This is a genomic window from Clostridioides sp. ES-S-0108-01 (genome assembly GCF_020662285.1).
Taxonomy (GTDB): Bacteria; Bacillota; Clostridia; order Peptostreptococcales; family Peptostreptococcaceae; genus Clostridioides.
The window spans coordinates 35,059-48,861 of the sequence record NZ_JADGMN010000017.1 but is presented as its reverse complement, the minus strand read 5'-3'; the positions used below and the strand labels follow the sequence as shown (position 1 = coordinate 48,861).

Below are 13,803 nucleotides of genomic sequence, written 5' to 3'. Positions count from 1 at the left end.
ATCTATTATTACTATTAAATTCGTAATATTTACAATGTTTAAAATATATTATAACACATATATGATTTTATTTTTCTACATTTATATAATATATAAGTTACAAATAGTTATTTAATTAATATATAGCAATACCTTTTGGAATATGATATATTATATTAATTAAAATTTTATAAGATAAGTTATATTTATAGAAAGGAGCCATATAAATGAATATTTATGCTCATAGGGGTTTTAGTGGAAAATATCCAGAAAACACTATTCTAGCTTTTAAAAAATGTTTAGATATGGACATATATGGGATAGAACTTGATGTTCACAGAACTAAGGATGGAAAAATTGTAGTTATTCATGATGAAAAAATCGATAGAACTTTTAATGGACATGGATTTGTAAAAGACTTGACTTTAAGAAAATTAAAGACTTTAAATTCATCTTTTGAGGGGTATCAAGATAATAAAGAATGTAAAATTCCAACTCTAGAAGAAGTATTAACTTTAATTTTACCTACAGACCTTGTTTTGAATATAGAACTAAAAACTGACAAAGTAAACTATCCTAATATAGAAAAAGATGTTTTAGAACTTATTTTAAAATACAATATAAAAAATAGAGTTCTTATATCTAGTTTCAATAGCAATAGTTTAAAAAACTTTCATAAATTAGACCCTAGTGTAAAAACAGGATTATTGTGTTATTTACCTATAAACAATGTAGTCAATTTTACTAAATTTCTAGGTAATAGTTATCTTCATCCACCTCTAATTTTAGTAAATGAATCTCTAATTGAACTTTGTCACAAAAACCTACTTGATGTTAATGTATATACTGTAAATGAAGAGGATGATATACTACACTGTCTAAAGCTCAATGTAGATGGTATTTTTACCAACTATCCAGATATAGCTTCAAATTTTTTACAATCCAAACAATATAGCTAACTACACAATAGTTTGTACTCCTTGACTTTTATATTATTAATATGTACAATTTTATTAAATTTAGCTTGGAGGTATAACTATGGATAACTTATTAAATGAACTTGAAGCTTTAAAAAGTAATTTAAATAATCTACCTACAGAAAAAATAGAAAATTATGATTTGGATAAAACTGCTTTGTTTATAATTGATGTTAATAATGGTTTTGCAAGACAAGGAGCTTTATACTCTCCTAGAGTAGAGTCTTTAATAAAGCCAATCGAAATGTTTACAAAAAAAATATCAAATAAATTAAATAGAGTAATAGCATTTACTGATTCTCATACTCCTAAGTCTATAGAACTTTTGAGTTATCCTGTTCACTGTTTGGAAAATGATGTAGAAAGTGAATTAGTTGATGAGCTTAAATCAATAGAGAATCTACAAATTCTTCCTAAAAATTCTACTAATGGATTTTTTGCATTAGAAAATTTGAATTTTGATGATATAGACAATATAATTATAGTTGGTGATTGCACAGACATATGTATATATCAATTTGCAATAACTCTAAAATCCTATTTTAATCAACATAATGTTGAAAAAAATATAGTTGTACCTATGAATTTAGTAGATACTTATGATATACCTAATGTTCATCCTGCTGATATTTTAAACTTAGTATTCTTTAACAGTATGATTCAAAATGGAATTAACGTATTAAAAGAGATTCATTAATAATCCAATACTTTATATCCTATATAATCTAATTATCAAATAATCTATTTTTAATAAAAACTCTAATAGAAAAATACAGTTTTAACTAAAATATTATAATTTACAACTACTATTTATTATAACTAATCTTTATAATATAAAAAATCGCAGTTTAGATATTCTTTACATGTTTTTGTAAGGAAAAATAAATTGCGATTTTTATTTTTAAGTAATACCACTAATCGATACTACTTCAGTAATTAAATATATTTTTTAATAGTCATACTTATTTGTAGTTTCACACATTACTACCTTTATTTTTTTATTAAACATATTCTTATATTCTAATAAAAACTCATTTAGTTCTGAGTCCATAAGATTTATTTTTTTATCACTACAAAGCATTATCTTTTCTTGGTCTATTATTACATTAATATCATTCAAATCATTTTTTATGAATGTTGTTATGCAACTCTTTGGCTGGATTTTTTCACCATATTTCTCATAAAATCCTGCACTCTTCTTAAATGACTCTAAATCTTCTGTAGATACTTTGCTGGAAGTATTATTACTCATAAAACCTGCTGTAGAAGGGTCGATTCCAAAGTTTCTAAGTTGTTTTTCTACTTCTTCAGTGTCCATACCATATCTCTCCATAAATTGCTTTTGTATTTTCATAAATTTTTCTTGAGATATGTTGTTATCTCTCATATAATCAAATATTTTTCTTGAAAACTCAGCCATAGACATCTTTCCATCCATAACAGAAAAATATAAGTTATATATGTATTGCTCAAATTTATCTACATCAGAATCTTTAACTTTGTTCTTTAGTTCGTTAAAGTCTATTATTCTATCATCAGACATTTTTCATCCTCCTAGCTAAATTTTTACTTGTATAAGATTATACCATATTTCTATTATATTTATATACACACTATTTGTTTAATTTAACGATTTTTTCTGTAGCATTTAATTCACACATTCTACCCAAAGGAATAGTTATCATTGGGATACAATGTCCCGATTGAAGATTATATATAGAAGGTTTATTGACCTTATTTGCAAATTCTATCAGTAATTCCATCAAATCATTTTCTTCTATGCAATCTTTAAAATCTCCAAAAATTATACCATTACATTCCTCAAGTTTTCCTGAAGAATATAATTGAGTTAACATCCTATCTAGTTTATATTGAGATTCTCCAATTTCCTCAATAAACAAAATTTTATCTTTTGCATCTATTTCATACTTTGTTCCCATTGTGGCAATTATTAAGGATAAATTTCCTCCCATTATTATTCCCTCTGCTTTACCTTCACATACAGTATAAATCTTTTCTTCTTTTGGATTTTCTAAATATAAGTAATCTTTAAATTCTAAGGCATTTACTAAGGATTTATAGGTGAATTCATCCCATTTAGCTACATTTGCTGCCATTATTCCATGATATGGTAAAATGCCACAATTTTTATAGAAAGCTAAGTTTAAACCTGTTATATCAGAAAAACCTATAAATGGTTTTGGATTTTGTTTTATTATCTCATAATTTATTTTATCTAATATTCTTGTTGTTCCATAACCTCCTCTTAAACACATAATCATATCTACATCTTTATCTAAAAATATATCTTCTATATCTCTTGCTCTAATATCATCATTACCAGCTAAATAACCTTTATAATTTAAACTACAACTTTCAGAAAATTTAACTTCATAACCATAATTCTCTAAATTAAACTTTATTTCTTCCAAACTTGTATTTCTTAATGGCCCAGATGGAGCAATTATTCCTAACATTTAAACACCTCTTCTTCTAAAATGATATATTCTTATCCATGCTAAATATCTCTACTATAATTATAAGATATTTTATTTGTACTTGATACAGAATAATGATTTATATAGAATAATATAATTAATGAAGAAAAATAAATTTTTAATATAGTTAGGATGTGTTTTATGCTTAATATAAAAACTCTTTGTCATGAGATAAATGATTGGGTTATAAATATAAGGAGGGATTTACATAAGACTCCAGAGCTTGGATTAGAAGAATTACAAACCAAGAAAAAAATTATTAAATACTTAAATGAAATAGGTATAAATTATATTGAATATAAGAATCATACAGGGATAACTGCATACATTAACGTGAATCCAAACTTTGAAACAGTTGCTATAAGAGCTGATATAGACGCCTTGCCTATAACAGAAGAACTTAATTCTTCTTACAAATCTATTAATCTTGGTAAAATGCATGCATGTGGTCATGATGCACACACTGCTATTTTACTTGGTGCTTGTAATATACTATTTAAATTAAAGGATTACTTAAATGTAAATGTAAAATTCTTTTTTCAACCTGCTGAAGAAACTATTGGTGGCGCTCAACTTATGATAGAGGATGGATGTCTGGAAAACCCAAATGTAAAATATATATTTGGACTTCATGTAAATCCCAATATCAACAAAAATCTAATTGAATTAAAATACAACACTCTAAATGCTTCCACTGATACACTCCGATTGACTGTACACGGTTCAAAATGTCATGGAGCTTACCCACATCAAGGTATTGATGCTATAGTTATATCTGCTCATATGATAACATCTCTACAGACAATCGTTAGTCGCAACACAAACCCTACTGATTCTGTGGTTATTTCTCTAGGAAAGATTGAAGGTGGAATCAAGGAAAATATAGTTTGTGACAAAGTGGTTATAAGGGGTACTTTGAGAACCTTGACTCCTGAAACTAGAGAGTTTTCAAAAAAACGAATTAGAGAAATTTGCGATTTTACTTGTAAAACATTTGGAGGAAGTATTTCTGTTGAAATTGAGGAAGGTTATCCAGCTCTTATCAATTCAAACCATCTAGTAAATTATGTTAAACAAAATGCTATAGAATTGTTTGGAGAAGAAAATATTATCCTTAAAGAAGCACCCACTCTTGGAGCTGAAGACTTTTCATATTTTCTAAGCTACTGCGAAGGAGCTTTTTACCATCTTGGTTGTGCAAATCGTGAAAAAAATATTGTTTCTCCTCTGCACACTTCTACTTTTGATGTTGACGAAGATTGTCTTATTACTGGTGTCATGCTTCATGTAAAAAATGTATTATCATTTTAACTATTAATATTTTTATTTATTATTTTTATATTGACCCTCACATGATATCATGTTGTACTCTAAAATTACAAATGACAAACCAAATAATTGGAGGTAATATTATGAAAGAAACATTAATAAACCCTATAGGTAAAATACGTATTCAAGGTTAAGAAGTCTTTATTGAACTAGACAAAAAATACATGCCTACATTAAATGAACTCAATGATTTTAGCCATTTAAATGTATTTTGGTGGGCTGATGGGTTCAATAATATTGAACTAAGGAATATTATTAGGATTTCCAATAAATCCTATTTTAACAATAAGTATCTTATTTTTTATTAAAAATAAAAAGTATAACTAAAATAATATATTTCGGTTTTGAGAATAGACTATTTCGTCTATTTTTGATAAATTAAATTTTTCTTTTACTCTACGATTTTATAATAATTAATTTAACTTAAAAATAATACCTAACTATTTTAACTATGTTAAACTAGTAAATGTAACCACTTATATGTTACAATTTTATATAAATATTAGATATAAAAAATTATATAAATAGATAATACATAGTGTTATATTTTTAATACCAGTTTAGTTATTTTTCAGTTGCAGATTTAATAATAGTTAATAGTAAGACATAATATTTTTATGCCTTTATTGATTATGTATTTTCTGTTATCTGTTATTATCATTAATAAAGAAAATAGATTCTCAAACAATACTATTTGAAACAGAATACTATTATGAATTTTTAAGAATGTTATTATTTATATAAATTTCATGTCATAAATTAAGGAGTTGATTAAGATAAGTAATAAAAGAAGAATTCCTTTAGGCGAATTTATTTCTGTGTTTTTATTTTTTGCTGTTTTTTTTGCTATAACTTTTTGTATTTTCACGTTTATAGGAATTGGCTTCTTATCATTCTTAGGATTTGAATATAAATCTCTTGGAGCTGTACTAATTTTCTTTTTAATATATTTTTGTATAACTACTCCAATTGATTTTCTATGTACTACTATTTTAGATATATTCAGATATGTAAATAAATTACCATACTCAATATATAAACTTTGCGAATTTATAATTGACTTTATACTAACTTTTCTAGCTATGAACATAATTGATACCTTTATGGATTCAGTAACGATTCCTTTAAGTACAGAAATCTTATTCGCTTTACTTTCTTATCTTTTATCAGAATGTATAGATTTTTTTGATAAGGATAAGAAAAAACCTTAATAAAAAAGATAGATTTCTTAATAGAATACATCTTTTCGTATTTCTATTATTTAATCTATCTTTATTTTATTTGACAATTTTTTATTAATTAAAATATAGTTTCTTCTATCTCTCTAGTCATTTGCTTAGCATTATCAAAAAATTCTTCTATATATACTACCTCATCACTAACTCTAGAATATTCAGCTGCAAACGCCATTATATGACTTTGTATAGCTTCTTTTACTGCTACTCTACTCTTTTCTAGTTCTTTATTTGAAACTAATTGAATAAATTCAGCTATAAGATTTCTATCATATTCCTCTACCATATTCTGTTGATTTGATGGATTCATAACTATTTCTTCGTTTTTTCCAAATTCTTTAATTCTTATCTCATTTTTATTTAAATCTCCACCAACTTCACCATGGCTAAACATTAACTTTATAGTTCTTCCATTTTCTTTAGTAAATGCACATAAATTAAAAGTAGCCGTCACTCCATTTTCAAACTGTAGTATATTTACCATATTGTCTACAACATTATTATCACATCTGTAAACACATCTTCCATATGGACTTGTCTTGAGTATATTTAATAGATTCTCTTCAGTTGGATTTATGTGAACAGCTCTATTTATACTTCTATCTTTTTCTAGATAAATTTTCTTTGCTGAATATGGACATTTTTTTTCGACCAAGCACTGAAGACAATTTTGTGCCATCTCTCCACTAGAATTTTGGTTATTAAGATGCTTTAAACTTCCAAATGCAGATATCTTTTTACATCTACTTCCTACCAAATATAACAAAATATCCATATCATGACAGCTCTTAGCTAAAATTAAAGGACTTGTTTCATTGCTGTTTCTCCAATTCCCTCTAGTAAAACTATGTGCAAAATGCCAATATCCTATATTTTCATTATATTGTATACTAACTAGCTCTCCTAATTTTTTGCTTTCTACAATTTCTTTTAATTTATTATAAAATGGAGAATATCTCAGTACATGACAAATCATAAAAATCTTATCTTTATACTTATCACACAAGTCATCTATATGTACCAAACCATCTAAACTATTAGACATTGGCTTTTCTAATAATACATGATAACCTTTTTCAAGAGCTAGTTTTGCTACATCATAATGTCTATCATCATTTGTAGCTATTATGACTGCATCTGCCATCTTGTCCTGTTTAAAAAAGTCTTCTAAAGTTTCAAATACCTTTTTACTATCTAGGTTATATTTTTGTGTAAATAATTCTCGTCTTCTTTTTTTAGGTTCTGCTACAGCAACTATTTCACATACATCAGAATTTTTATAAATATATGGAGCATATGCATATGTTCCTCTATTACCTGCCCCAATCACAGCAACTTTCACTTTTTCCATACTTTAATTTATCCCCTTTATATTATTTATACTATTATATTATAGTCTATTTTCATAGACATTTGGATATTTTTAATAAAAGAAACAGCAGTTATAATTTTTCAATTTTAACTGCTGTTATAAGTCAATACATCAAACATTTTCAACTCAATCTTCTTTAATTTTAATAAAAAACCTTAAATCTTCAATATAAATTATAAAAACACTTTTATTTAGCTTACTTCTTCTTTTCTTTATCTAGTTTATCTAATTTCTTATTGTATAAAAACATATAAAATGCCGCCGAAAATACTATTAAATATCCAACAACACTTAGCATATCTGGATAAACATTGAATAAGAATATACTTAAAATTGCCGAAAATATTATATTACTATAATCAAATATAGAAATTTCCTTAGCAGGTGCATACTTATATGCTAGAGTTATTCCAAATTGACCTAGACTTGCAAATACTCCACCTAGTAATAGATATATAAGTTGCATAAAAGTCATTGGTTCATATACTGCAAAAGCAATTGGTCCTACAGTAACTAATGAAAAAACCGAAAAGAAAAATACGATTGTATAGTAATCTTCTCTGTCTCCAAGAACTCTCAAACAAGTATATGCCATTGCTGCAAATATAGCTCCTGCAACTCCTCCAAGATACGGAATTACTTCTACACTAAATGTTGGTTTTATTATGAATAAAGCTCCTATAAAAGCAATTATAATAGCTCCTATCTGCTTTACATTTATTTTTTCTTTTAGAGCAATTGCACAAAATATTACTACAAGGAAGGGACTCATTTTATTTAGCATATTAGCATCTGAGAGCATCAACCTATCAATTGCATAATAATTAAATATTACTCCTAGAGTTCCAAAGATTGACCTATATAAAAGTACTTTTAAATTTTCTTTTTTACCAGTTAGACTACCTTTGTGTTTTACGATAAGCCAAAAAGCTATTACAGCTGATACCAGATTTCTAAAGAACACTTTTTGAAAACTTGGTAAATCTCCAGCTAGTTTTACAAATGCAGACATCATTGCAAAGCCAAGAGCTGATGCTATTATAAACATTATACCCTTTATTCGATTTGATTTGATTGTACTACTCATACTTACCTCTTTTCTATATAAACATATAAAGCCATATTAATTAAAGACTTCGACTCATACATTAAATAATAATTATCTAAATATTCCAATTTATACTATAATTAAAATTGTAATTTATGTCAAGTAACTAATAAATCTTTTCAATTAATAACAATAATAATTATAGTTAAAAAGTTATATGTTTTTATGGATTATTATCAAAATATATAATATAATTTTATATAGTATAGACTTTTTTTAATTTATTATTTAGATTTTTAATAGATTTTTTAATTATGGAGGTATTTAAAACATGGAAATAAAAAGATATGAAGGAACTGGAAGAATGAGCAGAGCTGTAGTTCATAACAATACAGTCTATTTATGTGGACAAACTCATGCTGAAGGCGGAATAATTGAACAAACTACTGAAGTTTTAGCTAAAGTAGAAGATTTATTAAACAAATATGGTTCAGATAAACAACATTTACTATCTGTCACTATTTATTTAAGAGACATGAAAGATTTTGAAGCTATGAACTCTGTTTGGGATGCTTGGGTTGAAAAAGGATTTGAGCCTGCTAGAGCTTGTGTTGAAGCTAGACTTGCTAGAGAGCATTTATTGGTTGAAATGAGCGTTGTTGCAGCTACAAAATAATTAATTTAACTTATATGGAGGGTGTCTCAAAATGAACTTTTTAGTTCATGAGGCACTCTTTTTTGTATGAAATTAAATATATTTTCATCATTTCACCAATGAAAAAGAGACTTATCTCTATTTTGAGATAGCCTCCTTACTATTTAATCTATACAAACTTGCTTTATTCTCTATTGGCAATATCAATTTAGATGGATATTTACCTCCATGGTAAATTGTATTCTTTGCTTCTATATACTCAATACTATTATACCCCTCTGTTGTGTTACTATTTTGGAAAATAAAATTTTTAGCACTAGATGTTATATCTAGTCTAATTTTATGACCAGCTTTAAATGTGTTTGATATTTTTGAGGTTATAATTGTAAACTTATAAATCTCTCCTTCTTCCATAAGCTCTGACTTATAAAAACCATTTCTAAATCTAGCACTAAGTATACCATCAGCTAATTTAATTGAATTTCCATCTAAATCTACATCCATAATTTTTATAACCCAGTCAGTATCTCTAGCAGAACTTGATGCAAAAAACTCTAACTTTATATCACCTGTTATAGTGAATTCTTCACTAAAAGCATCTGATGTATAACACAACATGTCACTTCTTTTTTCTAAATCCTTGTAGTTATTTGGAACTCCAACTTCATTTTCTGACATATCAATTAGCTGTATTGATGGGTCTTTTGGATTATATATATAACTATCACACTTTTCTTCTAAACCCTTATCAAATATTAATCTCCCATTTCCCAAAGATGTGTTAGCATTTCCATCACTTATTAAATACATACTCTTATCTATCTTGTTTGTTATCGGCCAATTTTCTTCTGTCTTCCACTTGTTAGAACCTACAGAGTAATACTCTATTGGAGCAGTCGTATCTATGTTATTTTCTATGCCTTTTAAGTATTTATCAAACCATAATAGATAATTATAATCTAAATCATATCTTAGCGAACTATTTCCCAAAGAAATACCATTTATATCTCTCAAAGTATTTGAATTATGCATCCACGGACCTAAAATAGCCTTTCTCTTTCCTTTTTTATAATCCTTTATAACATCTAAGGCCTCTGTAGTTCCCATACCATTATCATCATACCACCCAGATATAACCAATGCAGGTACATTTATTTTATCTTTTTGTAAGTGCCAATCCATCATATCCCAATACTCATCTTTTTCTACTCTCTTTAGCCATTCTTCCAGAAACTCAATTCTATATCCAAGAGCTTCAACAGGTATATTCTCTATTGGTCGTATGTTTAAAACATCATCCCAATCATCTCTTACCATTTTACTTCTATCAACTTTATTTCTTGATACCATAAATGCCCATGCAAGCATACCAGATACAAAAGCTCCTCCTTTTCTTGGTATATCAACAAAAGGGCTTCCTGATGTTACTATACTAACCAAAGCTTTAAGATGCTTATTACCTGAAGATGCAGCTGCCCATTGAACATAACCAAGATATGACGCTCCAAGCATTCCAACTACTCCATTTGACCATTTCTGTGATACTATCCAGTTTATAGTACTATCTCCATCTTCTCTTTCATGAATCATAGGTTCCCATTTACCTTCTGATTCATTTCTTCCTCTAACATCCTGTATTACAACAGCATATCCTCTTTGTACATATTTATAATATATTTCTTTATCATTTTCTTTTCCATATGGAGTCCTCATAAGAATTGTTGGTGCTTTTTTAGTAGAATCTATAAAATTAGGAAGATATACATCTGTAGAAAGTTTTATTCCATCTTTCATATCAATCATATAATTTCCATCAAATTTTATAGAATATATCTCTTCATTTCTATGAGTTTTCTTCCATTCTTTTAATACAGTATACTCTTCATATCCATCCATAATTAATATGGTACAAGTTTCTCTAGACAAACAGATAAAACCGACTATTTTATTATCTACAATAATTATATCTAGCGGAAACTTTTTATTTCTTTGAACCCATATGTATTTATTAAGCTTAGAATGCGTTTCTCCTAATTTATTTGTGACTGTGTCTTTATCTGAATTTACTAAACTTTTAGTATATACATTAAAGTTATCAAATAAAGACTTTAAATCTATTTTTGTAAGATTTAAATAGTATGTATTTTCTTCTCTGCTTATTGGTTTTAAGCTTTCTATTTTATTTGTAAAAGGATTCAACTTTTCAATTAATAAATCATCATCAAAGATTACATTTCCACTATATAACCCAGATATATATAATTTAAACTTTACCAATTAAACTCCCCCCTATAATCCCAAAGACATCTTTATTGCATATGCCACTGATATACCTGCATAATTTCCTAATACTCCACCAATTACTCCCATGACGACTGCTATACTTACAAGTGAATTCCACTTTGCAGAAGCAGCCACTAAAGCTGAAGTAGGACCATCAGCAATTGCTCCTACTATAGATAGTATTACATATTGATACTTTATCTTTAAAAGTCTAGTTATACATAAATGGAAAACAAATGAAGCAAAAATTATGCTAAAACAGTAAAGTGTTATTGTAAAAGTTGAGCCTAAAAACTCTTTTATATCTACCGAAAAACCTATAGTACATAAAAAGAATAATGCAACAAATAACCCTAAATCTAAATTTCCCTTTAATTTCTTTACTGGCTTTAATTGAGCAATTATAATTGAAATTGTTGTAACTAAAAGAATTCTTGCTGCACTGCTAAAACTTGAATTAAAATATCCAGCAAGTATTGTTGCAACCTCTGTAACAACAAAACCTATAGCCAACATCCAAGCGATATCTTTAATACTCCACTCTTTTGACTCCATAAATTCTTCATTTTGACAATCCTCTAATTCCGATTCTTCTACATGATATGGCCAAAGTTTTTTAAACTTCTTTGAGTTTTTTAGCATAGCCGGTAGAGCAAACATAAATATCAATGTCGGTACTCCAATTACATAATCTGCTGCATTTGCAGCAGCAAGAGTCTGCCTACTTACATTAAGACCTGTTCCAATGGCTGTAAGATTAGCACTACCTCCAGTGTATGTACCTACAAACATTCCAGCAACTTTCCATCCTTCTGATATTTTTTCTGCAAATACAAGTCCAAATAAAAACGCCATAATACTTACTGTTAATACCGCTACAAAAATTGCAATCAAAGGTTCTCTTGATAACTTCGTCATTTCTTTTAAATCAACACTCATCAACATTATAGTCATAGAAACCGGAATAGCATATGTAGAAATAGTTCCATATAACTCAGTACTTACTGGAACTACCTTCAAGTTTGAGAGTATTATTCCCATTATGATTATTGTAAGTGCTGGTCCTAAGCTTTTAATGGCTTTGTATCTTTGTAAGTAAAAACCCAATGCAATCATTGATGTCATTACAGCAAGTATACTACCTGGATTTGAAAAAAGTGTATTCATATTTAACCTCCAATTTTATCATATTTTATCATAAGTTTACTTCTATTCCTAAGCCTGGTTTATTGACAAGATTCATAATATCTCTATCCATTACAAATCCTCCAGATATACTTTTTGATTCTTCACAAAACATAAAACTATCAAGGTCAGCTTCTGTTATGTTCTTTTTAGATGCTATTAAATTTGCTGCTGCCGTTATACCAATTCTCGTTTCTAGCATACATCCTAACATACAATTTACTCCGCTTGCCTCAGCTATGTTGTTGATTTTTATAGCAGGATATATTCCCCCTGATTTCATCAGCTTAATATTAAATGTATCAACTGCATTCTTTTTTATAGCTTTAATTGCATCTACTGGTGAATGTAATGATTCATCTATCATAATCTTTGTGTTACTCTTATTTCTTATGTAAGCAGTTCCATCTAAGTCCCAATGTGGAAGTGCTTGTTCAATTGCATCAACATCAAATTCTTCTAATTTTTTGATAGTATTTATACTGCTATTTACGTTCCATCCTTGATTTGCATCAATTCTAATCCTTATACTCTCTCCAACAGCCTCTCTAATTAACTTTACAGCCTCAATATCGTCTTCAGGATTTATTCCTGCTTTAAGTTTCAATATCCTAAAGCCTTCTTTAACTCTCTCTAAAGCTTCTCTTGCCATTTTTTCTGGTTTATCTATACTTATAGTAATATCTGTTTGAACTTTATTATCAAAACCTCCAAGAACCTTATAAACAGGTACATTCATAATCTTGCCTTTAATATCGTATAAAGCTATATCAATAGCTGCTTTTGCAGAAGTATTACCTATGATAATTCCATCCATGATTGTATGTATCATTTCAATATCTAGCGGGTCTTTCCCTATTAGTTCTTTTTTAAACATAAGTAATACTGAAAGTACATTATCCAAAACTTCACCTGTGACTGCTGCCAGAGGAGCAGCTTCACCAAATCCATAGTATCCTTCATCAGTTTCAATTTTTAAAATTATACTTTCTCCATATTCAATTACTCCAAATGAAACTACTACTGGTTTTTTTAATTTAATTCTCAGTTTTTCAAATTTGATGTCTGTTATCTTCATATAATCCTCCCCATTTTTAAAGTTATAATTTAATTTTTTAAATTTTATACTTAAAATTATATTATTACTTCAATATTTATGTCAAGGTAATTTACTGAAAATTTATTCTTTTCTAAAATCTACTCTAATAATATTACTTCAATTAGTACTCCTCCATTAAATTC

General features: G+C 27.5%; 12 protein-coding genes. 5 read left to right on the top strand and 7 right to left on the bottom strand.

Going from position 1 to position 13,803, the window contains the following annotated elements; all coding sequences use genetic code 11:
• Nucleotides 1–206: 206 nt before the first annotated feature.
• Both IR152_RS14815 and IR152_RS14810 read left to right on the top strand, forming a co-directional pair.
• Entirely contained in the window at nt 207–938 is a 732-nt protein-coding gene (locus tag IR152_RS14815; protein ID WP_227452704.1) for a glycerophosphodiester phosphodiesterase, read from the top strand.
• Between the two features lie 79 nt (nt 939–1,017).
• Entirely contained in the window at nt 1,018–1,653 is a 636-nt protein-coding gene (locus IR152_RS14810) for an isochorismatase family cysteine hydrolase (RefSeq protein ID WP_227452703.1), read from the top strand.
• Between the two features lie 252 nt (nt 1,654–1,905).
• Here IR152_RS14810 and IR152_RS14805 read toward each other — a convergent pair whose 3' ends face one another.
• Together IR152_RS14805 and IR152_RS14800 are read right to left on the bottom strand one after the other, a co-directional pair.
• Nucleotides 1,906–2,499, bottom strand: coding sequence for a DUF3867 domain-containing protein (locus IR152_RS14805; RefSeq protein WP_021384146.1), 594 nt, complete (start codon nt 2,497–2,499; stop codon nt 1,906–1,908).
• Nucleotides 2,500–2,569: 70 nt separating this feature from the next.
• Nucleotides 2,570–3,433 (bottom strand): S66 peptidase family protein, encoded by an 864-nt coding sequence (locus IR152_RS14800; protein ID WP_227452702.1) that lies wholly within the window; start codon nt 3,431–3,433, stop codon nt 2,570–2,572.
• 162 nt (nt 3,434–3,595) lie between these two features.
• Here IR152_RS14800 and IR152_RS14795 point away from each other — a divergent pair, with 162 nt between their 5' ends.
• Together IR152_RS14795 and IR152_RS14790 are read left to right on the top strand one after the other, a co-directional pair.
• Nucleotides 3,596–4,765 (top strand): M20 metallopeptidase family protein, encoded by a 1,170-nt coding sequence (locus tag IR152_RS14795; RefSeq protein WP_227452701.1) that lies wholly within the window; start codon nt 3,596–3,598, stop codon nt 4,763–4,765.
• An 836-nt stretch (nt 4,766–5,601) separates the two neighbouring features.
• Nucleotides 5,602–5,994 (top strand): regulatory YrvL family protein, encoded by a 393-nt coding sequence (locus IR152_RS14790; RefSeq protein WP_227452700.1) that lies wholly within the window; start codon nt 5,602–5,604, stop codon nt 5,992–5,994.
• Between the two features lie 88 nt (nt 5,995–6,082).
• Here IR152_RS14790 and IR152_RS14785 read toward each other — a convergent pair whose 3' ends face one another.
• Together IR152_RS14785 and IR152_RS14780 are read right to left on the bottom strand one after the other, a co-directional pair.
• Nucleotides 6,083–7,369, bottom strand: a complete 1,287-nt coding sequence (locus IR152_RS14785; RefSeq protein ID WP_227452699.1) for a Gfo/Idh/MocA family protein — start codon at nt 7,367–7,369, stop codon at nt 6,083–6,085.
• A gap of 217 nt (nt 7,370–7,586) precedes the next feature.
• Nucleotides 7,587–8,477 carry a DMT family transporter gene (locus tag IR152_RS14780; RefSeq protein WP_227452698.1) on the bottom strand — a complete coding sequence of 297 codons (891 nt, stop codon included), beginning with the start codon at nt 8,475–8,477 and terminating at the stop codon, nt 7,587–7,589.
• A gap of 292 nt (nt 8,478–8,769) precedes the next feature.
• Here IR152_RS14780 and IR152_RS14775 point away from each other — a divergent pair, with 292 nt between their 5' ends.
• Complete coding sequence (locus IR152_RS14775) at nt 8,770–9,114, top strand: RidA family protein (RefSeq protein WP_227452697.1); 345 nt, start codon at nt 8,770–8,772, stop codon at nt 9,112–9,114.
• 117 nt (nt 9,115–9,231) lie between these two features.
• Here IR152_RS14775 and IR152_RS14770 read toward each other — a convergent pair whose 3' ends face one another.
• The 3 genes from IR152_RS14770 to IR152_RS14760 are packed head-to-tail and all read right to left on the bottom strand — an operon-like array spanning nt 9,232 to nt 13,639.
• The gene (locus IR152_RS14770; RefSeq protein WP_227452696.1) at nt 9,232–11,370 is read right to left on the bottom strand and encodes a CocE/NonD family hydrolase; all 2,139 of its coding nucleotides are present in this window, start codon (nt 11,368–11,370) and stop codon (nt 9,232–9,234) included.
• 12 nt (nt 11,371–11,382) lie between these two features.
• Nucleotides 11,383–12,543, bottom strand: a complete 1,161-nt coding sequence (locus tag IR152_RS14765) for a DUF819 domain-containing protein (RefSeq protein ID WP_227452695.1) — start codon at nt 12,541–12,543, stop codon at nt 11,383–11,385.
• Nucleotides 12,544–12,571: 28 nt separating this feature from the next.
• Nucleotides 12,572–13,639 (bottom strand): mandelate racemase/muconate lactonizing enzyme family protein, encoded by a 1,068-nt coding sequence (locus IR152_RS14760; protein WP_227452694.1) that lies wholly within the window; start codon nt 13,637–13,639, stop codon nt 12,572–12,574.
• Nucleotides 13,640–13,803 lie beyond the last annotated feature (164 nt).

Excerpts from the sequence above, each read along its gene's own strand:
- IR152_RS14815 (WP_227452704.1), top strand. The coding sequence starts at position 207 with ATGAATATTTATGCTCATAGGGGTTTTAGTGGAAAATATCCAGAAAAC.
- IR152_RS14810 (WP_227452703.1), top strand. The coding sequence starts at position 1,018 with ATGGATAACTTATTAAATGAACTTGAAGCTTTAAAAAGTAATTTAAAT.
- IR152_RS14805 (WP_021384146.1), bottom strand. The coding sequence starts at position 2,499 with ATGTCTGATGATAGAATAATAGACTTTAACGAACTAAAGAACAAAGTT.
- IR152_RS14800 (WP_227452702.1), bottom strand. The coding sequence starts at position 3,433 with ATGTTAGGAATAATTGCTCCATCTGGGCCATTAAGAAATACAAGTTTG.
- IR152_RS14795 (WP_227452701.1), top strand. The coding sequence starts at position 3,596 with ATGCTTAATATAAAAACTCTTTGTCATGAGATAAATGATTGGGTTATA.
- IR152_RS14785 (WP_227452699.1), bottom strand. The coding sequence starts at position 7,369 with ATGGAAAAAGTGAAAGTTGCTGTGATTGGGGCAGGTAATAGAGGAACA.
- IR152_RS14780 (WP_227452698.1), bottom strand. The coding sequence starts at position 8,477 with ATGAGTAGTACAATCAAATCAAATCGAATAAAGGGTATAATGTTTATA.
- IR152_RS14775 (WP_227452697.1), top strand. The coding sequence starts at position 8,770 with ATGGAAATAAAAAGATATGAAGGAACTGGAAGAATGAGCAGAGCTGTA.
- IR152_RS14765 (WP_227452695.1), bottom strand. The coding sequence starts at position 12,543 with ATGAATACACTTTTTTCAAATCCAGGTAGTATACTTGCTGTAATGACA.
- IR152_RS14760 (WP_227452694.1), bottom strand. The coding sequence starts at position 13,639 with ATGAAGATAACAGACATCAAATTTGAAAAACTGAGAATTAAATTAAAA.